The following is a 25690-nucleotide window of genomic DNA, read 5'->3' on the forward strand; positions in this document are numbered from 1 at the left end:
CGTTCGCGGGGCGGTCGCCTCCCGGCGCGCCGCGATCCTCATCGAGCGGGCAGAAATCGGACGAGGAGCGGCTACGGCAGCCGGCTCAGCATCCCGCCCGCCGCCTCGTCCCGGGTCACCACGTAGCACTCGTGGTCGCGCCAGGCTCCATCGATGTGGATATAGGCGTCACGGCGCCCCTCGTATCGCAGCCGCAGCTTCTCGACGACCCGTAGCGACGCCGTGTTCTCGGGCCGGATGCAGACCTCGACCCGGTGCAGCCGCAGCTCGTCGAACAGGTAGTCGATGGCCAGCGCCACAGCCGTCGGGGCGATGCCCCGCCCCGCGACGTGCTCGGAGACCCAGTAGCCGATCTGAGCCGACTGCAGCGCGCCTCCGCTCAGCTCCGAGATGCTCAACTGCCCCACGACCTCGCCGTCGTCGAGCACCACGAACGGCACTCCGCTGCCGATGCGGAGCTGTCGCCGCAGCAGTTTCACCGTCGGCCGCATCGACACCGAGCCCGGTTCGATCCCCCGCCCCGACGGGTGCGTGGCCTCCCAGCGTCGGAGCCAGTTGCGGTTGCGCTGGAGCAGGCTGCGGAGGGGTTCGGCGTCGCGGCGCTGGATGATGCGGAGGGAGACCCGTCCGTGCTGCAGCGGGGCGGGCTCCTCGATCGGGCGGCCGAGCGGCGCCACGTGTCAGCCGTTCGTGTCGTGGGCGCGGAGGCGGTCGGCGAAGTCGATGATCCAGGAACGGATCTCGTCTCCGAGCTCGTCGTGATCGACGCCCAGGAGCACGTTCGCCTTGATCCAGTCGGCACGGTCGCCGGTGTCGTAGCGGCGGCCCCGGAACACGACCCCGTAGACGGGCCCGTCGCCCTTGCCCTCGGCGAGATGGTTCAGGGCGTCCGTGAGCTGGATCTCGCCCCCGCGTCCCGGGGGCAGCTCGTCGAGGATGTCGAAGATCTCCGGGCGCAGCACGTACCGGCCGATCACGGCGAGGTTCGACGGCGCCTCCTCGGCGGACGGCTTCTCCACCAGCCCCGTCACCCGCACCACGTCCGGATCGTCGGTCGCCTCGACCGCCGCGCACCCGTACAGGTGGATCGATTCCCGCGGCACCTCCATCAGGGCGATCACGGTCGCCTGGCGGGTGTCGTGCTCGGCGATCATGCGCTCCAGCAGCGGATCCCGCGCATCGATCAGATCGTCGCCCAGCAGCACCGCGAACGACGCGTCACCCACGTGCTTGCGCGCGCATCCGACCGCGTGCCCGAGGCCGAGCGGCTGCCCCTGCCTGAGCAGGTGCACATCGGCCAGCTCGTTGGGCTCGTGCACCTTGCTCAGCTTGTCCGCGTCGCCCTTGCGCTCGAGCGCATGCTCCAACTCGGGCACGCTGTCGAAGTGGTTGGAGATGTTCGTCTTGTTGCGGCCGGTGATGATCAGCACATCATCCAGTCCCGCCGCGGCGGCCTCTTCCACGACGTACTGGATCGCGGGCTTGTCCACGATCGGGAGCATCTCCTTGGGCATCGCCTTCGTCGCCGGCAGGAACCGGGTCCCCAGCCCCGCAGCCGGCACAACCGCCTTCGTCACCGAACTCCGCGAACCCTGTGCATCAGTCATGAAAGCCAGCCTAACCCCCGCCCCCGACAGCACCCAAGTCGGGTGCTGCCCCTTGTGCACTGCACGGCGCCTGTGCTCGTGCCCGGCCGTATGCTGGCCTGCATGGGCGAACAGCTGAGCGCGGACGAGACCGCCAAGCGGGCGGTGCGTGCCGCGGTGCGGGCCAGACGGCGCAGCATGAGCGACGAGGATCGCGCCTCCGCACGATCGGAGCTCACGCGGCGGCTCGTCGAACTCGTCGAGCGCGCCGGGGCGCGGAGCGTGACCTGCTTCGCCTCTCTCCCCGACGAGCCCGACACCGGCGGTTTCCTCGAGTGGGCCTCGGCCCATGATGTCGCGGTGCTGCTCCCGGTGACGAGGCCGAACGGTGCCATGAACTGGGTGCTCTCCGGCGAGGGCTTCGTCGCGGGTCCGCTGGGCATCCCGGAGCCCGTCGGCCCCCCGGTGCACCCGACCGCACTCGCGGGTGTCGACCTCATGCTGATCCCCGCGTGCGCGGTGGACCGCAGCGGGGTGCGGCTGGGCTGGGGCGGCGGATACTTCGACCGTTTCCTCGGAGGGCTCGTGCCGCGCCCTCCCGTCTACGCCGTGGTGTTCGAGGAGGACCTGGTACCCGAGCTCCCCCGCGAGGCCCACGACGTGCCGGTCGTCGGTGTCGTCACCCCGGGAGGCACGCGGCGCCTCGGCGGTTCAGGAGACCCGTGCCCGCACGAGGGGACCCACGGCGGGCACGGACTCTGAGGGACGTGAGGGCTTGCACTCGAGACAGGGGAAGTCTCTATCACCACGCGGGGAACGTCATGTCGTGAAGCCCTCACACCATATGAGAGCGAGGAAGCGGCAAAAGGTGTCGCGCGGACGGAGATGATTTTTCACGGTCGCCGCACCTGCGGCGCGAACAGCGGCTAAAATAGGCTCTCGTGCCTACCTACGCTTATCGCTGCGCCGACTGCGGCCACGCATTCGACGTCTACCAGTCGTTCTCCGATGAGACCCTGAAGGTCTGCCCGGAGTGCACCGGCAAGCTGCGCAAGGTCTTCGGCTCGCTCGGCGTCACCTTCAACGGCTCCGGCTTCTACCGCACCGACTCGCGCTCGGGCGCATCGAGCAGCTCCGGCGACTCGGGATCGAGCAGCTCCGGCGGCTCGGGATCGAGCGCCTCGAGCGCGGGATCGAGCGGATCGAAATCGGGATCGAGCAGCTCGGGATCCTCCGCGGCGTAGCCCGTTACGGGTTCGATCCGCTACCCCCAGTGGGGCGGGCGGTCCGCCCGCAAGCGGGCATCGTTCTCGGTCTCGGCACGCTCCTCGGCCGGCGGATCATAGGGCTCGGGATCACTGCCCTCCGGCGCCGGCAGGCTCGCCCGGCGCGGACGCCGCGTCGCGCGTTCAGACCGCTCGCGGCCCTGATCCCGAGCCGCCTGGTCTTCACCCATCACTGCTCGGCGGCGTTCCCCGCATCGTCCGCTTCCGAGTCGTAGCCGACGATGCGCGCGATGCGGTGAGCCACCTCGTCCGGGTCGGTGAAGAGGTCGAAGCTCTGCACCCGGTGGTAGTGCCAGCCGAGGCGACGCAGCACGGCGGGCCGCAGTCGCAGCGTGTCGCGCAGGCTGTCGCCGCGATCGCCACCGGATCCGAGATCGAGATCGATCGCGATGGCGCGCTCCCCCAGCGACGCGGCGAGCGGGATCGCCCCCCGATAGTCGATGGCCACGGTGAGCCCCAGCGCCTCCAGCCGGTCGGCGAGCTCACCTAGCATGGGGTCGCGCTCGGCCGGCAGCGACGGCGGCTCGGGGGCGGGGTGCTCGAAGGCGAGCAGCTCGGCCAGCTCGACCACGCCGTGCTTGATCCGCGCCGTGTCGAGATCCTCCGGTTTGAAGCAGCTGACGATGGTCATGGCCCGGCGCGCGCGGGTCATCGCGACCGCGAGCAGCCGCTCCCCGCCCGGGCGTCCGAGGCCGCCGAAGTTCGACAGCACCCGACCGTGCGGCGTGCGACCGTAGCCGATCGAGAAGATCACGCGGTCGCGGCTCTGGGCCGTGGCCTGCTCGAGCGTGAGCACCGCGAACGGCTCCGCTCGCTCGCCCAGCAGGAACTCGCGGTACTGCGGGAACTTGGAGAACGCCTGCAGCACCGCCTGGTAGACCCGCACCGCGTGCCGCTCGCTCGCGGTGATCACCATGAGCGATTCGCCGGCCCGCTCGCTCGCATGCTCGAGCACCAGCTGCACGACGCGATCCACCTCCGCGTCCGTGCTCTCCACGGCTCCCGTGTGCTGATCCGGCAGCCCCTGGCCGCCGCGCACGAACTCGTAGGTGAGGCTCGAGTGGCCCAGGAAGCTCCCGGCCCAGGGAAGCGACTGGATCGCCCCATCGTAGAAGCGCGAGTTGACGAGGTTGGTGAGGTCCTCGCCGCCCGCGCGATAGCTGCGCGTCAGCGTGAGCGTCGGCAGTACCTGCCCCAGCTGAGCGAACGCGGAGCTGGCGTGCAGCGCCTCGGTATCCTCCTCGTCCGCGTCGACGGGCTCCCCCACGGAGATCTCGAAGCGCGACGGGGTCTGCGTCATGGTGTCTCCGAAGGCCACCACCTGCTCCGCGCGACGGATCGCGCCGAGATTCTCGACGAGCGTCGTCGCGCCGGCGTCCACGAGCAGCACCGTGTCGAACGGCATCGTGTCGGGCAGCTGCGCCACCTCGTAGGGCGACATGGTCCACACCGGGGCGAGCACGCCCAGCAGGTTCGGCGCGCGCTGCACGAGCGCCGCGGCCGAGACGTACCCGCTGCGCAGCGCCTCGCGCATCGCGAGCGCCTCCTGCTTGTGGTCGAGCACGGCCACCCGCCAGGCATCGGCGAGCGAACCAGCGAGCACCGACCCGTTGGCGCCCGAGTGCGCGTCGTCGACCAGCCGGAAGTCGGCCTCGAGACGCTCGATCACACTCGTGTTGGCACTGAGGAGCGCCGGGTTGGTCTGCAGCATGCGCTCGAGGGCCGACTGCCACCAGGCCAGCTCGAGTTCGGCCGCGACGTCCCCCGAGGGTACGTGACGGGCCGAGAGGTCGTCGAGCAGCGGCTCGAGGTGCGCGGCGCGCAGCCGCTCCACGATGGTGGTGCGCTCCTGGATGTTCTGCAGCACCTCGGACTCGCGCGCGAGGTCGGAGATGCGGCTCGCGAGGCGCCCCAACGAGAGGTTCTTGAGCCGATCGGCGTCGGCGTGCGTGCCGAGCACACGATCGAGCTTGTCGAGGTCCTGGTAGGCGGACTGGAAGGCCACGACCACGTCGGCGATGCCCAGCGGCACCTCGGGCCGAGCCCCGACCACGGTCGTGTACCGCTGCCAGAGCACACGCTGCTGCTGGATCTGCACGAGCCGGGAGTACATGTCCGTGATGTGCACACCGGGCCGCACGTACTCGCGGGCGAGCTTGCGCAGCCGGCGCTTGTTGGCCGACGACATCTCGTCTCCGCCGCGCGGGGCGTGCGCCGCGATCACCTCGGTGAGCGAGCGGTCGTAGACCTCGGGCGTGAAGCGGTCGAGCGTGTCGCGGATGCCCATGAGCAGCCGGAGGTAGACTCCCAGCTCGGCGACCGTCTCGTAGGGGCGCATCGAGGTCTGGCTGACGACCTCGTTGGCCATCGAGACCAGCCGCGGCAACTGAGACTCCGCGAGGTCCACCGCCAGGGCGTAGGCCGAACGCGCCTCCTCGGTCGTGCCGAAATTCACGCCGTACCAGGGCGAGTCCCCCGGCCCGTACTGGAACTGGCCGAGCCGGGCCACCTCGGTGAGCGCCTCGGCCACCGAGGAGCGGTCGAGCGTGAGCTGGCCGAGCGCCTGATCGTCGAGCCGCACCGTGGTGCTCGGCGGCCGCTCGCTCAGGGCGAGCATCGTGAGCTTGCGCAGCGCGTCGAGCGGCGAGACGCCGAAGCGGCGATCCTGCTCCGAGAGCGCCCGCTGATAGTCGAGCAGCGCGCCGCGCAGGCGGGTGAGCGCCTCGTCGACGTCGCGCAGCTGCTCGGGCCGCGAGTTCTCGTTCCGGCTGATGGCCTCCACGAGGTTGCGGCGCAGGCGGCGCGGGCTCACCGAGAGCCCGGCGAGGCCGGCGCGGGTGAGGCGGTGCGTGATGCCGTCGAGTGTCGCGCGGCGCGGCGACACCACGAGCACCCGTTTGCCGGCGCGCACCAGGTTGCCGATGGCGTTGACCACCGTCTGCGTACCGCCGGTGCCCGGCAGGTTATGCACCACGAGCGAGTGGCCGGCGTCGATCTGCGCGAGCACGTCGTCCTGCTCGGCATCGGCGTCGTAGAGGCAGCGATCGGTGTCGGGCGAGCGCTCGTCGGGCGGCGTCGGATTGACCGGCAGGTACGCTTCGGCGAGCCGGCGCTTGGCGGGTTCGCTGCCGCAGACGGCGGCGAGGATCGGCACGTCCAGATCCTTGGCGTCGGCAGCCATGCGCTGGGACACGTTGTGGAACGAGGACACCACGAGCCTCGGCTGCACCACGAACTCGGGCACGCCGGCGACCATCTGCCGCAGCCGGTCGATCACGGGCTGCGGTTTGAACACGCCCTCCGACTGCGAGAGCTCGATGAGCGCACGCGCGTCGAGCGTGATCCCGAACTGCTCGCGCAGCACCCGGATCAGCTCGGAGTTGACCACGGGGAACTGCTTGAGCTTGAGCTCGAAATCGCGCCCGTAGCGCCGGATGGCGAGCGGCCGCAGCAGCACGGGAGCGCAGAAGTCCTCGCCCTCGAAGCTCCACTTGGCGATGCCGACGCCGAGGTTGACCGTTTCGAGGCCGCGCACGGTGCGCATCTCGATGGCCTTGTCGGTGACGCGGCCGGCGGCGGCGCGCGCGTGGCGCAGCGCGAGATCGTCCCGGATCAGGGCCGAGAGCAGGATCTTGTTGCCGGTGATGAACTGCGGCAGGCCGCCCGGGTGCGTCGTGGAGAGTTCGATGCGGTTGGCGGGACGGTCGTCGAAGTGGAGCAGCGGGTTGCGCCCGCCGATGCGCGCGAGCTCGCGCCGCCAGTCGGCGTGCTCGTCGGCGTAGGCGTCGACCAGCGAGACGGGGCCGGTCAACTGAGCGGAGAGGTCGGGTTCGGCTTCAGCGGGCTTCGGCGCCGGATCGGGCGCGGTTGCGAGCGCGCCGTCGTTCCGAGGCCGGGCCGCCTCGGCGACCGCCTCCTCAACACCGTTCTCGCCGCGGTCCTTCTCAGGCCGCCGTCGCCGATCAACACTCCACACACCGCCACCCTAAGCGGTGGCGCGGGGAATCGCCGGAATCCGCGCGGTGTTTCGCAGCGGCGCCTCCCCCTTCGACAAGCTCAAGGGGCGCTACTTCGATTCGGGGACCGGCGCGGCGTCGGTGGCACCCGTGACCACCGGGTCGGCGACCTGCACCTCGCCACCGCCGCGCGCCTTCGCCAGCCCGTTCATGAGGTGGTAGACGCCGATCGCGGCGATCGTGCCGAGCGCGATGCCGTTGAACACGACGGGCTGCCCCTCCGACCCGATCTGCAGCCCGAAGTCCGCGATGCCGACGATCAGAGGGATCGCGGCCGAGAACTGGTTGATGGGCTTCGAGAAGTCGACCTTGTTGTCGATCCAGATCTTCACGCCGATGAGGCCGATGAGGCCGTACAGCGCAACGGTGACACCGCCGAGCACTCCGGCGGGCACGGAGAAGATCAGGGCGCCCACCTTCGGCGAGAAGCCGAGCAGCATCGCGAAGGCGCCCGCCACCCAGTAGGCGGCGGTGGAGTAGACGCGAGTCGCCGCCATCACGCCGATGTTCTCGCCGTAGGTGGTGGTGGCCGATCCGCCGCCGAAACCGGCGAGCACGGTCGCAACGCCGTCGGCGAGCAGGGCGCGCCCCGTCACAGGGTCGAGATCCCGCTTGATCATCAGGCCGACGCTCTTCACGTGGCCGACGTTCTCAGCGACGAGCACGAGCACCACCGGCAGGAAGGAGGGCAGCAGGCCCCACAGCGCCGGATCGGAGATCGGGTTGCCCGGAGCGTGGAAGTCGGGCAGGCCGATCCAGGCGGCGGATTCGACGCCCGAGAAGTCGACGATCCCCATCAGCGCTGCCGCGATGTAGCCGACGACCATGCCGAGCACGATCGAGAGACGGCCGATGATGCCGCGGAACAGCACCGTGATGAGCAGGATCGAGACGATCGTGATGAACGCCGCGGTCGAGTGCAAGCCCTGGTTCACCTCGGGGTTCGCGGCCGGATTGCCGAGCCAGTTGTTCTTCACCGCCGGCGCGAGGTTGAAGCCGATCAGGGCGACCACGCCGCCCATCACGACGGGCGGCATGAGGGCGTTGATCCACCCCGTCCCCCACTTGGCGACGATGATGCCGACGATCGCCATGAGCACACCCATGGCGAGGATGCCGAAGGAGGCGCGGGCGAGCCCCTCGGGGGTCGCCACCTCGCCCGGTCCGACGCCGGTCGCCACCCAGATCGGCGCGAGGAAGGCGAAAGAGGAGCCGAGGTAGCTGGGCAGGCGGTTGCCGGTGAGCAGCAGGAAGAGCAGCGTGCCGAGGCCCGAGAAGAACAGCGTGGCGGTGGGAGGGAAGCCGGTCAGCAGCGGCACGAGGAAGGTCGCGCCGAACATGGCGACCACGTGCTGCGCGCCGAAGCCGATGGTGCGCGGCCAGGTCATGCGCTCCTCGGGGAGCACGATCGCTTCGGACGAGACGTGCTTGCCGTCTCCGTGCAGCTTCCAGGGCAGCGCCATCGGGGCTCCTTCGAGGATCGGGATCGGCGCGGTCGCGCCAAGGATCTATCTTATGGGCATCGCGCGCGATTCCGGGGTTCAGCCGCCGATTGAGCGCCGTCGGAATCCAGGCTCCTCGGCTTCGAGGTTTCGACTCGCCTGCGGCTTGCTCGACCAGCGAGCGGGCGGCGGGCGGGGCCCCTACTCCGCCGAGATGTAGACCTTGCGGATGTGGTCCTCCACCGTCCAGCGCGTGCGGGTCCCGGCGAGCAGGCGCATCACGTCTCCGGGCCCCACCTCGACCGCACGATCCTCGTCGAGCAGCTCGACGATCGCGCTGCCCGAGAGCACCACGAACAGCTCGTCGACCTCGGTGTCGGTGACCACGCCCCCGCGCAGCTCCCAGATGCCGGCCTCGGCGCCGCCGATGGCGCCCAACTCGGCGATGCCCTGCCGGGGTGCGCCCGAGACGACGTCCTCGGCGGGCACGTCGTCGAGCTCGACGCCCACCCGGGCGCCGCTCACCATCAGGTTCATGTCGTTCGGCAGCAGTTCGCTCATGAGTCGAACCCCAGTCCCAGCGCGTCGAGCGTCTTGAGCAGCACGTTGCGCTTGCCGCCGTTGTGATCGGCCCGGTCGAGCGACCAGCGGGTCAGGTTAATGCCGATCGAAGCGGCGGGCTCGGGCGGGAACGGCAGCGGCACCTGCTTGACCATCTCGAGCTCGGTGCGCTCGGTGACGCGGCCCTCGAAGCGGTCCACCAGCACGTCGGCGGCGAAGTGCGTCGCCCCGACGCCCAGCCCGGTGAAGCCCGCGACGTACTGCACGCGGCCTCCGTGCGCCTGTCCGAAGAACGCGCAGAAGCGGGTCGAAGTATCGATCACGCCCGCCCAGCGGTGGGTGAACTTCACGCCGGCGAGCTGCGGGAAGGTGGTGAAGAAGTGGCTGGCGAGCTTGCGGTGGCTCTCCATGCGGTCCTCGTACTCGTGCTTGATGCGCCCGCCCGCGAAGTAGACGGCGTCGTAGCCGCCCCAGAGGATGCGGTTGTCCTTGGTGAGGCGGGAGTAGTGGAACTGGTTGGCCATATCGGCGAGCCCCTCGCGTCCCTCCCAGCCGATCGAGGCCAGCTGCTCGTCGCTGAGCGGCTCAGTCATGAGCACGTAGTCGTAGACGGGGACCGTGTGGAAGCGGTAGCGCTTGAGCAGCGACGGGAAGACGTTGGTGCAGAGGGCGACGCGCTCTGCGGTGACGGTGCCGTGCGCGGTGGCAAGCTGGATCGGATCCTCGGCAGAGCCGTCGAGGCGCTCGACCGGGGTCTGCTCGTGGATCTCGACGCCGATCGACGCCGCGTGGCGGGCGAGCTCGGCCGCGAGCTTGGCGGGGTGCAGATTGGCGTTCTCGCGCGGCGAGAACTCGCCCCCGAGGAAGGTGGGCGACTGGATGCGCTGCTGCACCTGCTGCTGATCGAGGGTGACCACCTCGGGGTCGTCGCTCTCCCCCAGCCACTCCGCCTGGTAGGGCTCGTTCGCCACCGAGAGCTGACCGGTGCGCTCGAAGTCGACGTCGAGCCCGTGCTCCTCGATGAAGCGCTCGATCGCGTCAAGGTTCTCGTACCCGAGGCGGCGCAGCGTGCCGGTCTCGTCGGGCCAGCGCGACTCGGCGTTCGGCTCGCCGTGGGTGATGCTGGCCTCGCAGAAGCCGCCGTTGCGGCCCGAAGCGGCCCAGCCGATGCGCACCGCCTCGAGCAGCACGACGCGACGCTCGGGGTGCTCGGTCTTCAGCTTGATCGCGGTCCAGAGTCCGGCGTATCCGCCGCCGACCACGGCGTCATCGACGCGCACATCGCCGTCGAGCGGCGGGTACTGCGCAGCATGATCGGCGACGTCATCAGCCCAGAAGACGCCGAGCTTGGTCTCTGCCAGCGAATCCTCGACGATCTTCGCGGCGGGGCGGTGAGTTTCAAAAATGGTGGGGTGCATGGAGTCCTCGTCTTCGATATCCGTTATGATCCTCGCACATCGGCACCCGGATGTAAACGCCAATGTCAATGTCATTTACACCGAATCTGACGCCGCTGCGGGCGGCTACTCCGCCGGCGGCTTCATGATCGCGCCCGTGGCCAGGCCCAGCGCCAGCCCGGCCGGCAGCCACAGCCAGAACTGGGTGAGTGCGCCGAGCGCCACGCCCACGATCGCACCCATCACGATGCCGACGATGATCTGCTTGCGTCGCGCCTGCGGCGACGGCTGCTCGGGCTTGCCGTCTCCGCCCCGCTTCGATCCCTTGCTCATGCTCCCAGCCTACGCGCCGCACTCAGAAGCCGAGCCTGCGCGCCGCCTCGCGATCGGACGCGTCGAGTCGCGCGAGCGCTTCGAGGGTCGCCTCATCCGCTCCCCGCGCGCGTGCCGCCGCCAGCAAGCGACCGGTCGCGCGGGCGATCTTCGCGAAGCTGAGCGAGGGCTCGGCGCCCGCGGCGAGCAGCACCGCCTCCACACGATCCAGCACCGCGGCGTCCGCACCCGGCATCAGCTCGGCCTCCCACTCCCGCCAGGCACGATCCACCCCCTCGATGCCGTCGGTCGCGCGCACCCGGTCGTCGGCCAGCTCCACGACCTCGCGACCGGAACCGTCCCGGAGCATCACCACCGTGCGCTCGGTCTCGAGCCTGGCGACGGGGCGCACCTCGTCGACGGCGTCGCCGATCCTGCCGCGGATCTCATCGCGCAGCCCAGCGGGCATCCCGTCGCCCGGCGGCCACAGCAGTTCGGTCACCCCGACCTCGCCGCGCTGCTTCAGGTGCCAGCCGGCGTCCTTGCCGCCGCTCCGTTCGCGCAGCGCCAGCCCTCGACCGGCAAGGTCTCCGCGCGGTGTGTCGAAGTACCGCGCCGAGAGCCGGTGCGTCACCGGCGGCTCGGGATCCAGCCCGACCGCTCGGAAACGCTCGGCGTCGGGCAGCGGCAGTGCCGCAGACGCCTCGTACTTGCGCTCGATCTCGAGCGACTCCGATCCCGCGCCCCGCGCACCCGCCTGATCCGTCACACCGCCAGCTTACGGGCAGTCAGGACGGCCGGCGCGCACCGGCCGACCACACGATTCCCGCCCCCGCGGCCACGACCAGCACGATCCCGCACACCGCCACCGGCGTGAGCAGCTGCCCCAGGAACAGCGCCCCGATCACCGTTCCGACGACGGGGTCGAAGGCGAAGAACACGCCGAGCACCCGAGCCGAGGTCAACCGGCCCGCCATCGTGTCGACAGTGAACGCGAGCGCCGTGCCGAGCAGCGCCGATGCGAGCAGCGGCAGCAGGTGCTCGGGCTGCACGAGAGGCACGGCCGGAACCGAGAACGGCAGCGTGAGGATCGCGGCGACCACGACCGACAGCGCCACGCTCGGCAGCCCGCCCTCCGACTGCCCCACCCTGGCGGCCAGCAGCGTGTACAGCCCGAACGAGGCCCCCGCGAGCGCGGCGAAGAGCATCCCGAGCGGGTCGAAGGGTCCGCCGAACCCGGCGATGAGACCCACGCCGATGATGGCGGCGACGGCGAGCATCCCCTCCCGCGGCCGCCTCGATGCCGCAAGCGCGACCAGGCACGGCCCGAGGAAGTCGATCGTGGTGGCGACACCGAGCGGCAGCGTGTTGAAGGCGAGATAGAGGAAGGCGTTCATCGCAGCCATCGCAACGCCGTAGAGCACGATCCCGGCCCATTCCCTGCCGCTGCGGCCGCGCAGCCGGGGGCGGAACACGACGAGCAGGATCACGGCCGCGATCGCCATGCGCACCGAGCTCGTGCCGAGCACTCCCAGCGCATCGAACAGCCCCATCGCGATAGCAGCCGACGACTGCACACCGATCGCTCCGACGAGCACGAGGAGCATGGCACGGATCGTGGCGCGGCGCGTGATCGCCTGCGCTGCAGAGGATTGGGTCACCAGCAACAGTCTATCCGCGGATACACTGGCCGGGTGACGGCTAGGCAGATCGGCGGGACTGAGCGGATCGGTGCCGCTGAACGCGCGATGCGCGGGTGCGCCGAAGCCGCCGAGCGACTGCGAGGCGCCGGAGTGCCGGCCGAGGCGCTCGCCGAGTACGTCGCCCCCAAGCGGGTGCTGCTGTGGACCCGACCGGCGACCATGCGCTCCCTGGGCGAGGCGTGGCGGATCGGGCCGCTGCTGCTCGGCGCCGCCGGGGAGCTCTACGCGCTGGGGCACGCCACTCGAGCGGCCGAGCGCGGGCGGCCCGGATATCAGTCGCTGTCGCGCGAGGCGCGCCGGGAGATCGCGGCCGCGGCACTGCGCGGAGGATACTCCGACGGCACGCCGGTGAACTACGACGCGGTGCGCATCCCGCTCTCGGCGGAGGAGAGCCTCGAGGCCTCCGACCACTCCCCCGAGCTGCCCGTGGGGTACGCCGACGGAGAGTTCCGCGTGCGCTGGCAGCCCGGCGCCCCGCTGCAGGGTGCGCCGACGCTGGCGGACTTCCTCGCAGAGCGCATCGAGCTGCTGATCGCGCCGCCGTTCTGAGCGCGCTCCCCGGATCATCCGCTCCCATCACTGCCGGAAGCGCGGCTGATCCGGCACCGATTGCGTCCGGCGGTCCCTCTCGACCGGCGGGTCCCGATTCGTCGCCTTCACGGGCTCCGACGAGCCACTTCTTCTTTCACGCAGAAATTTCGAGAATCTTCACCCCTGTATCGGCCATTTAGGACCTTGTTTCTTGGGAATAGTGAGAAGTAGCCACTCAAGGCCTGGTGAATTTAGCCGACACGACACAAAAGGAATCATCATGACTGCGTTCCAAGACGATATCGAGGCAGTGAAGGCCCTCAAGGAGCAGAACGGCTCCAGCTGGGATGCGATCAGCCCCGAGTACGTCGCCCGCATGCGGGCGCAGAACCGTTTCAAGACCGGTCTCGAGATCGCCCAGTACACCGCGGACATCATGCGCCGCGACATGACCGAGTACGACGCCGACTCGTCGGTCTACACCCAGTCGCTCGGCGTCTGGCACGGCTTCATCGGACAGCAGAAGCTGATCTCGATCAAGAAGCACCTCAAGAGCACCAACAAGCGCTACCTCTACCTCTCCGGCTGGATGGTCGCCGCCCTGCGCTCGGAGTTCGGCCCGCTCCCCGACCAGTCGATGCACGAGAAGACCTCGGTGCCCGCCCTCATCGAGGAGCTCTACACCTTCCTCCGCCAGGCCGACGCCCGCGAGCTCGACCTGCTCTTCACGCAGCTCGACGAGGCGCGAGTCGCGGGTGACGAGACCGCCGTCGAGTTCGTCCAGTCGCAGATCGACAACCACGAGACCCACGTCGTGCCGATCATCGCCGACATCGACGCCGGCTTCGGCAACCCCGAGGCGACCTACCTCCTCGCCAAGAAGATGATCGAGGCCGGCGCGTGCGCCATCCAGATCGAGAACCAGGTCTCCGATGAGAAGCAGTGCGGCCACCAGGACGGCAAGGTCACCGTGCCGCACGAGGACTTCATCGCGAAGCTCAACGCGGTCCGCTACGCGTTCCTCGAGCTCGGCATCGACAATGGCGTGATCGTCGCGCGCACCGACTCGCTCGGCGCCGGACTCACCCAGAAGCTCGCCGTCACGAGCGCCCCCGGCGACCTCGGTGACCAGTACAACTCCTTCCTCGACGTCGAGGAGATCTCGGGAGAGGAACTCGGCAACGGCGACGTCGTCATCAAGCGCGACGGCAAGCTGCTGCGCCCGAAGCGCCTCGCCAGCAACCTCTACCAGTTCCGCCAGGGCACCGGCGAGGACCGCTGCGTGCTGGACTGCATCACGTCGCTGCGGAACGGCGCCGACCTGCTCTGGATCGAGACCGAGAAGCCTCACGTCGAGCAGATCGCAGGCATGGTCGACCGGATCCGCGAGGAGATCCCGAACGCGAAGCTCGTCTACAACAACAGCCCGTCGTTCAACTGGACCCTCAACTTCCGCCAGCAGGCCTACGATCAGCTCGTGGAGCAGGGCGAGGACGTCTCGGCGTACGATCGCGACAAGCTCATGAGCATCGAGTACGACGGCACCGAGCTCGCACAGCTCGCCGACGAGAAGATCCGCACCTTCCAGCGCGACGGCTCCGCCCGAGCCGGCATCTTCCACCACCTGATCACCCTGCCGACGTACCACACGGCGGCTCTGTCGACCGACAACCTCGCCAAGGGCTACTTCGGCGACGAGGGCATGCTCGCCTACGTTCGCGACGTGCAGCGCCAGGAGATCCGTCAGGGGATCGCCACGGTGAAGCACCAGAACATGGCCGGCAGCGACATCGGCGACAACCACAAGGAGTACTTCGCCGGCGACGCAGCCCTCAAGGCCGGCGGCAAGGACAACACGATGAACCAGTTCGGCTGATTCGCTCCGTCTGATCCTTCTGAACGGGATCCCGGCTTCGGCCGGGATCCCGTTCGCATTTTCCGGCGCCCCGTCCGCTCAGCGCGACGTGCACTGCTAGACTCGATCTTCGGTGCGAGGCCCCGGCCCCCGCCACACGCCTTGGTAGCTCAGTGGATAGAGCACTTCTCTCCTAAAGAAGGTGTCGGAGGTTCGATTCCTCTCCAGGGCACGAACTCCAGCGGAAGCATCGCTCCTGCGCATCCCCCCCTGGCAGAGCCCTCCCCACCCACCGCCCTGCGTTCGCGCGCCAGTAGTTGTCACCAAAACGGACGCGAAGCAGCAACTACTGACGCGCGTGGCGGAGGGGTCACGGGTGGGCGGGCGCGAGCGGACAGGTTCCGCCGCGGCGACACCCGGATACGCTGAGAGCGGGCGGGGTCGAAACCCCGCCCGCTCTCAGAAGCTGCGTGTGCGATCAGCCGAAGCGCACGACTCCGTCGGGAGCGCCGTCGATGAACGCGCTGGCGACGACGGTCTGGTTGCCGCCGTATCCGCCGTGCACGGCCTGGCCGTTGCCGATGTAGACGGCCACGTGACGACCCGACCAGATGAGCACGTCGCCCGGTGCGTAGTCGCCGCTAGTGACGAGCGTGCCACCGAGACCGGTGTACTCTCCGACCTGCGTGCCGAGGTCACCGGCCGGAATGCCGATGGCCCGCAGCGAGCGCTCCACGAGCGCCGTGCAGTCCTGGAACTGGCCGAGCTGCGCGAGAGCCGCGTTCACGATGCCCTGGGCGCCCTCGCCTGCCGGCACGTCCTTGCCCGAGTACGCCTGCGTGGCCTCCTGGTCGGCTGCAGCGGCAGCCGCCTGCTCCTCGGCGAGACGGGCTGCTTCCGCGGCCTCCTCGGCCAGGCGCTCCTCTTCGAGGATCTCCGCGCTCACCTCGCCGTTGGGGGCGACGAGCGGCAGCACCGTGTCGTCGACGTCAACGGTCTTGAGGGTCTGAGCCGCGGCGAAGCCGTCGGGCACTCCCTCGGGCTCGGGCGCGGTGGCGTAGGCCGGGAGGCTGAAGGTGCCCACCAGGCCGAAGCTGAGCGCTGCGGCACCGGCCATCTGAGCGATTCGCTTCGCCTTCGCCGAAGCCGGCTTCGCGGCGTCGCCGGAAAGCACGACTTCCGTGCTGGGGTTCTGAATCACGAGAATAATCTGCCTAACGTTCGCTTACGGTTCTCATTTCCGAGAAACGGCCCTTTCGGGCCGCGACCGTTCAAGGGTAACTGAAGATCTCGGGAATGTCACGTTCCGGTCACGAAACCTTCAACATGCCTTGAAACTTGGCGTTTTCTCCAGGAATCGAGATGTGTTCGTTCTCTCGATATCGAGAGAAAAGCGGAGGCCGTAGCCGACGGTGCCGCGGGTCGGGACGGCGCGAGGATCCTGCGGCTTCGCGCAGGATGACGGGGAGGTGACGCGCAGGGTGATGGGGAGGGACCGGCCGGGCGCTGGGTCGAACCCGGGGAGTCCGGGCTTCGATGCTTCGACTCGGCTCCGCCTCGCTCCACACGCCGCTGCTCGCTCAATCGGCGGGGCGCTCGCTCAACCAGCGGGCGGGCCGCTCGACCAGCGGGCCTAGATCACACCCTGCTCGAGCATCGCCTGCGCCACCCGGACGAACGCCGCCGAGTTCGCCCCGAGCACGTAGTCGCCCGGGCGACCGTAGCGCTCCGAGGCCGCGTACGTGGCGCCGTGCACGTCCCGCATGATGTCGTGCAGGCGGGTCTCGCTCTTGTCGCGGTCCCACCGCGAGCGCGCGGCGTTCTGGCTCATCTCGAGCGCCGAGGTGGCCACGCCGCCCGCGTTCGCCGCCTTGCCGGGCGCGAACAGCACGCCGGCCTGCTGCAGCAGCTCGACCGCCGCGGGGGTCGTCGGCATGTTGGCGCCCTCGGCCACGGCGCGGACGCCGTTCGCGATCAGAGTGCGGGCGTGGCTCTCGTCGAGCTCATTCTGCGTGGCGCACGGGAAGGCCAGATCCGCAGGCACATCCCAGACGGAACCGCCTGCGACGAAACGCGCCGAGGATCGCCGCTCCGCGTACACCGAGATGCGAGCGCGCTCGACGCCCTTGACCTGCTTCAAGAGGTCGAGATCGATGCCGGCCTCGTCGACGATGTACCCGCTCGAGTCGGAGGCGGTGATGGCCTTGCCGCCGAGCTGCTGGATCTTCTCGATCGCGTAGGTGGCGACGTTGCCCGATCCGGACACCACGGCTCGACGCCCCTCGATCCCCTCGCCCGCGCGCAGCAGCATCTCCTCCGCGAAGAACACGGCGCCGTAGCCCGTGGCCTCGGTGCGCACCTCGGCGCCGCCCCAGCCCACGCCCTTGCCGGTCAGCACACCGGCCTCGTAGCGCTGCGTGATGCGACGGTACTGGCCGAAGAGGAAGCCGATCTCGCGGCCGCCCACTCCGATGTCGCCCGCGGGGATGTCGGTGTGCTCGCCGATGTGATGCACGAGCTCGGTCATGAACCCCTGGCAGAAGCGCATCACCTCCGCATCGCTCTTGCCGCTCGGATCGAAGTCGGACCCGCCCTTGCCGCCGCCGATGCGCTGCGAGGTGAGCGCGTTCTTGAAGATCTGCTCGAACCCGAGGAACTTGACGACCGAGAGGTTCACCGACGGGTGGAAGCGCAGACCGCCCTTATAGGGCCCGAGCGCGGAGTTGAACTGCACGCGGAAGCCGCGGTTCACGCGCACGAGTCCCTCGTCGTCCGTCCACGGCACCCGGAAGATCAGCTGCCGCTCCGGCTCAACGAGCCGTTCGAGGATCCCGCCCTCCACGAATTCGGGGTGCTCGGCGAGCACGGGTTCCAGCGATTCGAGCACTTCGCGCACGGCCTGCAGGAACTCGGGCTCGCCCTGGCTGCGGTGCTCGACGACCTGAGCGACCGCGCGGAGGTGGGATTCGGGGGTGGGCAGTGACAAATTCGACTCCTCGGTCTATCAACTCCATTGTGGACCGCCCTCTCGGGCATCTCCGGATGCTTCTTCCGCGCTCGCGGCGGTGCCGCGGCGGCGTCGCGGTCTAGACCGAGACGAAGATGTGGGCCGCGACGTCGCTCGGCAGGTCGAGCGCTTCGCTCGATCCCGCAACCTCGACGTGCACCACGTCGCCTCGGCGCGTGAAGGTCGCAGTGCTGCCCGGCAGCACGCCGGCTCCCGCGAGCTGCTCGAGCAGCTCGGGGTCGACCTGCAGCGGCTCGGCGAGGCGCTTGATGTGAGCGGTCACCGGCTCCTCGGGATCGATGAGCAGCTCGGCGATGCCGACGACGCCGGTCTGGAACGAACCCGCGCGCAACGCGCCGAGTTCGTCGAGACCGGGAATCGGGTTGCCGTAGGGGGACTCGGTGGGGTGCCCGAGGATCCCGAGCAGTTTGCGCTCGACACGCTCGCTCATCACGTGCTCCCAGCGGCACGCCTCCTCGTGCACGTACGCCCACTCGAGACCGATGACGTCGGCGAGCAGGCGCTCGGCCAGGCGGTGCTTGCGCATGACGTGCACGGCCTTGGTGCGCCCATCGGGCGTGAGCTCGAGGCGGCGGTCGTCGGTCACGATGACCAGGCCGTCGCGCTCCATGCGCCCGACGGTCTGGGACACGGTGGGGCCGGAGTGGCCGAGTCGCTCCGAGATGCGAGCGCGCAGGGGAACGATCCCTTCCTCCTCGAGTTCGAGGATCGTGCGAAGGTACATCTCGGTCGTGTCGATCAGGTCCGTCATCGCCGTCCTCTCATGACTTAGGCTCGCCTAACACACTAGAGCATCCGGCACCGGTTTCCCGACTCTTCTCGGTCGGCGATCTCACTCTCTCCGAGAACGCCCGGTCGCCATTCGCGTGCGACGATCCCGCGCGCACCGGACGTGCCCACGCACCTTGGACCTGTCCGACTCTCGTAGAATCGTGCATATGGCCGATATCATCATCCCTGCTGAACTCCTGCCCACCGACGGTCGCTTCGGATGCGGCCCTTCCAAGGTGCGGGGTGAGCAGCTCGACTTCCTCGCGTCGCTTCAGCCGGGCGTGCTCGGCACCTCGCACCGGCAGGCGCCCGTGAAGAACCTCGTCGGTAGCGTGCGCGAGGGGCTCGCCGAACTCTTCCGGGCACCCGAGGGCTACGAGATCCTGCTGGCCAACGGCGGGGCCACGACGTTCTGGGATTCGGCGGTGCACTCGCTCATCGAGCGCCGCAGCCAGCACCTGACGTTCGGCGAGTTCGGCGCGAAGTTCGCGAAGGCCGCTGCCGCCGCTCCGTTCCTCGAGGATCCCGACGTGCGCACGGCCGATGCCGGCTCGCGCTCGCAGGCCGAGGCCATCGCCGGCGTGGACGTCTACGCCTACCCGCACAACGAGACCTCCACCGGCGTGATGGCGCCCGTGCGCCGCGTGGCAGGCGACGCGGGATCGCTCACCGTCGTCGACGCGACGAGCGGCGCAGGCGGGATCGACTTCGACGCGAACGAGGCCGACGTCTACTACTTCTCTCCGCAGAAGAACTTCGCCTCCGACGGCGGCCTGTGGTTCGCGCTCGTCTCGCCCGCGGCGATCGAGCGGATCGAGCGCGTCACCGCCTCGGGCAGGTACATTCCGGAGACCCTCAACCTCGCGGGCGCCATCGAGAACTCCCGCAAGAACCAGACGCTCAACACCCCGGCGCTCGCGACGCTCGCGCTCATGGACGATCAGGTGCGCTGGATCAACGGCAAGGGCGGTCTCGCCTGGGCCGCCGCTCGCACCGCGGAGTCGTCGGGCGTGCTCTACGACTGGGCCGAGCGCACCGCGGTGGCCACGCCGTTCGTGGCGGATCCGGATCACCGCTCGCAGGTGGTCGTGACCATCGACTTCGATGACGCCGTGGATGCCGCCGCCATCTCGAAGACGCTGCGTGCGAACGGGGTCGTCGACACCGAGCCCTACCGCAAGCTCGGTCGCAACCAGCTGCGCATCGCGACCTTCACCGCGATCGAGCCCGACGACGTGCGGGCGCTCACCGGCGCGATCGACTACGTGCTCGAGCGCCTGGTCTGATCCGCTCCGGGCATCGTCCGGGTGCGCCGCACCGGATGGGAGCAGTTGCAGGTCCTCCGCATCACGCGGCAGGAACAGCGGCACTTCCGAATCGGCCCGCGGGCCGATTCGGAAGTGCCGCTGAGTGCTGCCGGGCTCGGTCGCAGCCGCCACCGGTCCGAGTCCGACAGCCGAGCGGGTGCGTCTCATGCCGACCCGATTCGATGAGCCCTGAGAAGTGCATCGAATCGAGGACCGGCAGCGACACGGGTGTCTCCGCTCAGGTACGGGACGGAGAGAAGCCGGGGAAGGACCGCTCTCCGTCCCGGTCCATCAGCTGATCGCCGGGGGCGACCAGCACGACATGGGGAGCGCCTTCCTGCGCTCGGCGGAACGAGACGCCGTGTGCCGCGGAGCGCCGAGAGGAATCGATGCGTCGAGCCCGTTCCCCGGACGCCCGAGGAGTGTTCTCCGCCGAGCACTCTGAGACTTCATGGCGTCCTCGCTTCCCGTGATTCACGGGGATGCGTGTCATGGGCCGATGCCCGACTCCCCGTTGTACGAGAAGGCTATGAAGCGATCAGGATCCGGGGATCCGTGGAAAATACGTACTTCGAATTCTGGTCCATTCGGCACGCCTCAAGAACCCGGCCCGAGGGGGTCCGGCCGCGATGTCGGAGCGGACGTTCTACTCGTCGTCTTCCGAGTCGTCGTCTAGATCGTCGGCGTCTTCGGACTCGTCGTCGAAGAGTTCGGTGTCGTCGGAGTCGTCGGCGAGATCCTCATCCGCGTCGGTCTCGTCTTCATCCTGATCTTCACCCGATTCGCCGAGCGCGGCCCCGTCCTCGTCGAGATCGACGCCGTCGATCTCGTCGTCGAAGTCGCTGAAGTCGTTGTCGAGGAGATCCTCTTCGGAATCCGCGTCGTCCTCGTCGCTGAGCTCGGCTGCCGCGGCCTCGGCGGCAGCGGCCTCCTCTGCCGCTTGACGCGCCTGCGACTCGCGGTACTGCGCGAGCCGCACCGACCAGGGCACCCACTCGGGCGCCACGACCGCGCCCACGCCCGGCAGCAGCTCGACCTCGAGCACGTTCACCGCGGACTCCTCGTCGATGCGCGCGAGCGTGGCCGCCCAGCGCCAACCCGGATATCCGGGCAGGCGGCACTCGAAGAACAGCGTGAGCACGTGCGACTCGTGCACCTCGTGACCGTCGTCCGAGCCGATGGTGCGCGGGTCGGTGATCTCGGCGAGCGCCGCACGCGCCTGATCCCGTGCCGCCAGCAGCACCTCGTCCGGCGCGATCTCGACCTCGGGAGCCTCGATTTCAGGAGCCTCGTACCCCGCGGCCTCTGCCTCGGGAGCCTCGGTCTCGACTTCGGGATCCCCGGTCGCCCCGTTCTCGGGCCCGCCGGTCGACGACTCAGACATCGAAGTCATCCGCGACGCGACGCAGCATGGTCGCGACCTTGCGCGACTGGGAGCGCTCGGGGTACTGGCCGTGCTTCAGGTGGCTGCCCAGTCCGTCGAGCAGCTTGACCAGATCCTCGATGATGATCGCCATCTCGTCGGCCGACTTGCGGCTGCGCTTCGCGATGCGGGGCGTGTCGATCACACGCACCGAGAGCGCCTGCGGGCCCTTACGGCCGTCGGCCACGCTGTACTCCAGACGAGTACCGGTCTGCACGTCGGCGTCCTCCGGGATCACCGACGCGTGCAGGTACACCTGCGCACCGTCATCGCCCTGGATGAATCCGAAGCCCTTCGCCTCGTCATAGAACCTGACCTTGCCGTTCGGCATGCCTTCGTCCCTCTCCAGCGGAGATCCCTCCGCCACGCACGTCTTCGCGAGCGTTGCGCTCGCATACTCGGTCAAGTCTACCGCGCTCTCCTCCAGTCGCTTCAGCGCTGCAGCCGATAGCATGGCACGGATGTCCACTGAACCCAGCACCCCGTCGGTCCTCGAGAGGATCCTCGCCTACGCCTCGCTCGCCATCATCGCGACCGCACTGCTCTCGTTCTTCGCCACGCTCATCGTGGGCATGAACGATCGCCAGGCGATGGCGGAGGGGCTCTGGCCGTTCGTCTACGGGTTCTCCCTCATCGGCCTCCCCGTGGGATTCGTCCTGCTGATCCTGTTGCTCGTGCTCAGCCAGCGCCGTCGTCGTGCCGAGTTCCGACGCGACAATCGTTCGTAGGGGCGGCAGCGCTATGAGCGGCACCCTGGCGCTCGCCTCCGCGATCGCGGAGATGGACCGCGGCGCTCTCGAGTCGCTCGTGCGACGCCGACGCCCGCTGGCTCCCTCGAGCGTGCTCGACCCCATCGGGCTCGCGGCCGAGCTGCTGCGCTCCGAGTCGATCCTCCGCGCGCTCACCCCGCTCGATCGAGGCGTCCTCGCGGTGCTGCTGGGGATCGCCGTCGCCCCGCCCACCGATTCCGACGCCGCTGACGGCGACGAGGCGCTCGGCGCGCTGCGGGCACTCGGCCTCGTGGGTGTCGAGGATTCGCGCCCGGTGTCGCTGCCGGAGGTCACCGAGACCCTGCAGCAGGCGCTGCAGGCGGCCGGACTCGCACCCGACGACATCGCCGCGGGCACGGCGCTCGATCCCGGCGAGGACACGGCGGATCCCGGAAAGCCGGACGCCGACTCGTGGATGACCGCCGCGCTGACCTCCGTCGGTCAGGCTGCGGAGTGCCTGCGCGTGCTGCGGGAGCATCCCGGCCGCCTGAACCGCAACGGCACCGTCGCAGTCGCCACCGTGCGCGGTATCGCCGAGTCCGTGGGCATCGACGCGGAACACGCCGCGCAGGCGCTCTCGGCCGTCGAGCGGGCCGGCATGGTCGTGGCGGGCGGGTCGTCGCTCGTCGTGTCGGACCGCGCCGCTGAGTGGTTGCAGGGCGACCACATCGCGCGGTGGCTCGAACTCGCCGCGACGACGCTCGCGACGATGCCCGCTCCGCTGCAGGCCGCCCTGCCCCGCTCGGCCTCGCTCGCCGCCGCGGTCGCTGCGCTGCCGCAGCGGTTCCCGCTGCTCCCCGCGGCCGAGCTGGAGACGTTGCGACGATTCGCCGCGGCCGCCGAGCACCTCGGGCTCGCAGCGCAGGGCCGTCTCAGCGGAGTCGCCGAGCTGCTGGGCTCCGGCGAGCGGGCCGCGGCCGCCGAGCTCGCCCGGCAGCTGCTCCCCCCTCCCGCTCCCGGCGTCTACGTGCAGCCCGACCTGAGCGTCGTCGTGCCGGGCCCGCTCGCCCCGCGGGACGAGATCGAGCTGGCGTCGCTCACCGTGCCCGAGCACATCGGAGTGGCCTCCACGAGACGCATCACCGAGGCGTCGATCGCCGAGGCCTTCAAACGCGGCACCACCCCGCTCGAGGCACGCGCGGTCTTCGAGCGCGTCTCGCTCACCGGCATCCCCCAGCCCCTCGACTACCTGCTGGGCTCGCTCGCCGAGCGCGTGGGAAACATCCTGGTGGGCGAGTATCACGGCGACGACGGGCGCACCCGCATCATCGTCAGCCGCAGCGAACTCGCCGACACCCTGATGGTGGATCGCGCGCTGCAGCATCTGCAGCTGCAGCGCCTCGACTCGACGACCCTGCTCTCGCGCCTGCGCGCCGACCACGTGCTCGCTGCACTCGCGGACGCCCGCTACCACGCGTCGGGCCCGCGCGAGGAGCATCCCGAACCTTCGACGCGCGCGACCGCGCCCACCGATCCGCAGCCGCCCGCGAACGCGCTGCCCGAGCCCATCGCCGAACTGATCGAGCGCGTCTACCTCGCCGCGCGCTCCGAACCGGGCACGGGCGATTTCACGCGACGGCTCGAACTCGCGATCCGGGATCGCACCCCCGTGCGCGTGACCGCCGAGGCCCGCGGGCAGAACCACACCTTCCTCCTGCTGCCCGTCTCGCTCAACGCGGGCCGTCTGCGCGCGACCGACCAGTCGGCGGGCGTGGAGCGCACCCTGCCCGTGAACCTGATCACCGCCGTCGAAGCGGTCTGATCCCTGGTACGAAGCAGCGGGCACGGCACCTTCGCGCGTCAGTAGATGTCACCAAACCTGACCGGAGGTGACAACAACTGACGCGCGTTCCGGTAAATGAGGGAGTGTTCGGGGCAACCGTCCCTGCGTATCCCCGGGGCGTCCGCTCCCGCGATTCGCGCAGCGGCCGAAGCCCAGATTCCCCTCCGCAAGCAAGGTAAACTAGTCAGTTATGACTCTCGGCCCCCTCATCGTGCAGAGCGACCACACCGTGCTCATGGAGGTCGCGCACCCTGACGCGGAGGACGCCCGCCACGAGCTCGCGGTGTTCGCCGAGCTGGAGCGCGCACCCGAGCACATCCACACCTACCGCATCACGCGACTCGGCCTCTGGAATGCGCGCGCCGCCGGGCACACCGCCGAGGAGATCCTCGACACCCTGAACCGCCACGCGAAGTTCCCGGTGCCCACCGGGGTGGCGAGCGAGATCGAGGACACGATGCGCCGCTACGGCCGGCTCACGATCGAGCGCGCGGGGGCCGAGGAGTACGGCGGCGAGCGCGCCGGCGAGCTGATCCTGCGCTGCGACGACCCCGCGATCCTGCGCGAGGTGGCGAGCGCGAAGAAGATCGCGCCGCTGCTCGGCAACCGGCTCGACGAACGCACCTACCCGGTCGAGGCCTGGGCGCGGGGCGAGCTGAAGCAGCAGCTCGTGGCGCGCGGCTGGCCGGCCGAGGATCTCGCGGGCTACACGCCCGGCGACCCCTACGACATCGACCTCGAGCAGCAGGGCTGGCAGCTGCGCGACTACCAGGCCAAGGCGGTCGAGGCGTTCCAGCGCGGCGGCTCAGGCGTGGTGGTGCTGCCCTGCGGCGCCGGCAAGACCATCGTGGGTGCGGCCTCGATGGCCGCCGTAGGGGCGAAGACGCTGATCCTCGTCACCAACGCGGTCTCGGCCCGCCAGTGGCGCGACGAGCTGCTGCGCCGCACCAACCTCACCGAGGACGATATCGGAGAGTATTCCGGCCAGGTGAAGGAGGTGAAGCCGATCACCATCGCGACCTACCAGATCCTCACGAGCCGCCGGAAGGGCGAGTACGCGCACCTCTCGCTGCTCGACGCGCAGGACTGGGGTGTGATCGTCTACGACGAGGTGCACCTGCTGCCCGCGCCGGTGTTCAAGCTCACCGCCGAGTTGCAGGCCCGCCGCCGCCTCGGCCTCACCGCGACCCTCGTGCGCGAGGACGGCCGGGAGGGCGACGTGTTCAGCCTCATCGGCCCGAAGCGCTACGACGCCGCGTGGAAGGACATCGAGGCGCAGGGCTTCATCGCCCCCGCGGCGTGCTTCGAGGTGCGCATCGACATGAGCGAATCGGAGCGCATGGATTACGCGGTGGCCGAGGATCAGGATCGCTACCGCATCGCCTCGTCGACGTTCGCGAAGCAGTCGGTTGCGCGGCGCATCATCGAGAAGCACCCGGGCGAGAGCGTGCTGGTGATCGGCCAGTACATCGACCAGCTCGAGGCGATGGCGGAGGCGCTCGGCGCCCCCCTGATCACCGGCCAGACTCCGGTCGATCAGCGCGAAGTGCTGTTCCAGGCCTTCCGATCGGGCGAGGAGCGGATCCTCGTCGTATCGAAAGTCGCCAATTTCTCCGTGGATCTCCCGGATGCGTCGGTGGCGATTCAGATCTCCGGCTCCTTCGGCTCGCGTCAGGAGGAGGCGCAGCGCCTCGGCCGGCTGCTGCGGCCGAAGTCGACGGATGTGACGGCGTCCTTCTACACGCTCATCGCCCGCGACACCGTGGATCAGGACTTCGCGCAGAACCGCCAGCGGTTCCTGGCCGAACAGGGGTACAGCTACACGATCCTCGACGCCCACCAGCTCTAGGCTCGCAGCGCTGAGGAAGCTCGCGCCCCGCCGCGCACTGTCAGCCACTTCATAGTGAATCATCAGAGAC

Annotated in this window: 22 protein-coding genes and 1 tRNA gene; 9 read left to right on the forward strand and 14 right to left on the reverse strand. The window is 69.5% G+C overall.

From position 1 onward, the window contains the following. Positions 1-71: 71 nt before the first annotated feature. Both AMS65_RS18070 and galU read right to left on the reverse strand, forming a co-directional pair. The gene (locus tag AMS65_RS18070) at positions 72-677 is read right to left on the reverse strand and encodes a GNAT family N-acetyltransferase (RefSeq protein WP_053385541.1); all 606 of its coding nucleotides are present in this window, start codon (positions 675-677) and stop codon (positions 72-74) included. A 3-nt stretch (positions 678-680) separates the two neighbouring features. Beyond that, positions 681-1607: a UTP--glucose-1-phosphate uridylyltransferase GalU gene (gene galU / locus AMS65_RS18075; RefSeq protein ID WP_053385542.1), complete on the reverse strand. Its 927-nt coding sequence runs from the start codon at positions 1605-1607 to the stop codon at positions 681-683. A 102-nt stretch (positions 1608-1709) separates the two neighbouring features. On the opposite strand from galU, the gene AMS65_RS18080 reads away from it, so the two are divergent. Both AMS65_RS18080 and AMS65_RS18085 read left to right on the forward strand, forming a co-directional pair. Then, positions 1710-2348 carry a 5-formyltetrahydrofolate cyclo-ligase gene (locus AMS65_RS18080; RefSeq protein WP_083451838.1) on the forward strand — a complete coding sequence of 213 codons (639 nt, stop codon included), beginning with the start codon at positions 1710-1712 and terminating at the stop codon, positions 2346-2348. A 179-nt stretch (positions 2349-2527) separates the two neighbouring features. Next, positions 2528-2830, forward strand: a complete 303-nt coding sequence (locus AMS65_RS18085) for an FmdB family zinc ribbon protein (protein WP_053385543.1) — start codon at positions 2528-2530, stop codon at positions 2828-2830. A gap of 211 nt (positions 2831-3041) precedes the next feature. On the opposite strand, the gene AMS65_RS18090 is transcribed toward AMS65_RS18085, so the two are convergent. From AMS65_RS18090 to AMS65_RS18120, 7 genes are all read right to left on the reverse strand, one after another. Then, positions 3042-6848, reverse strand: a complete 3807-nt coding sequence (locus AMS65_RS18090) for an AAA family ATPase (RefSeq protein WP_053385544.1) — start codon at positions 6846-6848, stop codon at positions 3042-3044. Between the two features lie 90 nt (positions 6849-6938). After that, a complete protein-coding gene (locus AMS65_RS18095; protein ID WP_053385545.1) occupies positions 6939-8351 on the reverse strand; it encodes a uracil-xanthine permease family protein in 1413 nt (470 codons plus the stop codon). Positions 8352-8531: 180 nt separating this feature from the next. Then, a complete protein-coding gene (locus tag AMS65_RS18100; protein WP_053385546.1) occupies positions 8532-8891 on the reverse strand; it encodes a cupin domain-containing protein in 360 nt (119 codons plus the stop codon). Further along, positions 8888-10309, reverse strand: coding sequence for an NAD(P)/FAD-dependent oxidoreductase (locus AMS65_RS18105; RefSeq protein WP_053385547.1), 1422 nt, complete (start codon positions 10307-10309; stop codon positions 8888-8890). The genes AMS65_RS18100 and AMS65_RS18105 overlap by 4 nt, the downstream gene beginning before the upstream one ends. Before the next feature lie 105 nt (positions 10310-10414). Continuing rightward, entirely contained in the window at positions 10415-10621 is a 207-nt protein-coding gene (locus AMS65_RS18110; protein ID WP_053385548.1) for an HPP family protein, read from the reverse strand. 22 nt (positions 10622-10643) lie between these two features. Beyond that, positions 10644-11369: a CYTH domain-containing protein gene (locus tag AMS65_RS18115; RefSeq protein WP_053385549.1), complete on the reverse strand. Its 726-nt coding sequence runs from the start codon at positions 11367-11369 to the stop codon at positions 10644-10646. Positions 11370-11388: 19 nt separating this feature from the next. Further along, positions 11389-12261 (reverse strand): EamA family transporter, encoded by an 873-nt coding sequence (locus AMS65_RS18120; RefSeq protein WP_241489507.1) that lies wholly within the window; start codon positions 12259-12261, stop codon positions 11389-11391. Positions 12262-12294: 33 nt separating this feature from the next. Between AMS65_RS18120 and AMS65_RS18125 the strand changes: the two genes are divergently transcribed. From AMS65_RS18125 to AMS65_RS18135, 3 genes are all read left to right on the forward strand, one after another. Continuing rightward, positions 12295-12852 (forward strand): hypothetical protein, encoded by a 558-nt coding sequence (locus tag AMS65_RS18125; RefSeq protein WP_241489508.1) that lies wholly within the window; start codon positions 12295-12297, stop codon positions 12850-12852. Positions 12853-13114: 262 nt separating this feature from the next. After that, positions 13115-14710, forward strand: a complete 1596-nt coding sequence (locus tag AMS65_RS18130; protein ID WP_053385551.1) for an isocitrate lyase — start codon at positions 13115-13117, stop codon at positions 14708-14710. 138 nt (positions 14711-14848) lie between these two features. Then, positions 14849-14921 (forward strand) — tRNA-Arg (locus AMS65_RS18135). Positions 14922-15167: 246 nt separating this feature from the next. Here AMS65_RS18135 and AMS65_RS18140 read toward each other — a convergent pair. The 3 genes from AMS65_RS18140 to AMS65_RS18150 all read right to left on the reverse strand — a co-directional run bounded on the left by AMS65_RS18140 (position 15168) and on the right by AMS65_RS18150 (position 18468). Beyond that, positions 15168-15890, reverse strand: coding sequence for an NlpC/P60 family protein (locus tag AMS65_RS18140; RefSeq protein WP_053385552.1), 723 nt, complete (start codon positions 15888-15890; stop codon positions 15168-15170). Between the two features lie 432 nt (positions 15891-16322). Then, a complete protein-coding gene (gene gdhA, locus AMS65_RS18145) occupies positions 16323-17675 on the reverse strand; it encodes an NADP-specific glutamate dehydrogenase (RefSeq protein WP_053385553.1) in 1353 nt (450 codons plus the stop codon). A gap of 100 nt (positions 17676-17775) precedes the next feature. Next, a complete protein-coding gene (locus AMS65_RS18150; RefSeq protein WP_053385554.1) occupies positions 17776-18468 on the reverse strand; it encodes a metal-dependent transcriptional regulator in 693 nt (230 codons plus the stop codon). A gap of 187 nt (positions 18469-18655) precedes the next feature. Here AMS65_RS18150 and serC point away from each other — a divergent pair, with 187 nt between their 5' ends. Beyond that, positions 18656-19774, forward strand: a complete 1119-nt coding sequence (serC, locus tag AMS65_RS18155) for a phosphoserine transaminase (RefSeq protein WP_053385555.1) — start codon at positions 18656-18658, stop codon at positions 19772-19774. 667 nt (positions 19775-20441) lie between these two features. Here the strand turns inward: serC and AMS65_RS18160 are convergent. Together AMS65_RS18160 and AMS65_RS18165 are read right to left on the reverse strand one after the other, a co-directional pair. Next, positions 20442-21179, reverse strand: a complete 738-nt coding sequence (locus AMS65_RS18160; RefSeq protein WP_083451835.1) for a DUF3027 domain-containing protein — start codon at positions 21177-21179, stop codon at positions 20442-20444. Further along, positions 21172-21549, reverse strand: coding sequence for a cold-shock protein (locus tag AMS65_RS18165; RefSeq protein WP_053385576.1), 378 nt, complete (start codon positions 21547-21549; stop codon positions 21172-21174). The genes AMS65_RS18160 and AMS65_RS18165 overlap by 8 nt, the downstream gene beginning before the upstream one ends. A 130-nt stretch (positions 21550-21679) precedes the next feature. On the opposite strand from AMS65_RS18165, the gene AMS65_RS18170 reads away from it, so the two are divergent. The 3 genes from AMS65_RS18170 to AMS65_RS18180 all read left to right on the forward strand — a co-directional run bounded on the left by AMS65_RS18170 (position 21680) and on the right by AMS65_RS18180 (position 25620). Next, positions 21680-21946, forward strand: coding sequence for a hypothetical protein (locus AMS65_RS18170; RefSeq protein WP_075201091.1), 267 nt, complete (start codon positions 21680-21682; stop codon positions 21944-21946). A gap of 13 nt (positions 21947-21959) precedes the next feature. Then, positions 21960-23750: a helicase-associated domain-containing protein gene (locus AMS65_RS18175; RefSeq protein ID WP_053385557.1), complete on the forward strand. Its 1791-nt coding sequence runs from the start codon at positions 21960-21962 to the stop codon at positions 23748-23750. 211 nt (positions 23751-23961) lie between these two features. Continuing rightward, complete coding sequence (locus AMS65_RS18180; protein WP_053385558.1) at positions 23962-25620, forward strand: DNA repair helicase XPB; 1659 nt, start codon at positions 23962-23964, stop codon at positions 25618-25620. Positions 25621-25690: the final 70 nt, after the last annotated feature.

The sequence above is a fragment of the Leucobacter celer subsp. astrifaciens genome (assembly GCF_001273835.1).
Classification (GTDB): domain Bacteria; phylum Actinomycetota; class Actinomycetes; order Actinomycetales; family Microbacteriaceae; genus Leucobacter; species Leucobacter celer.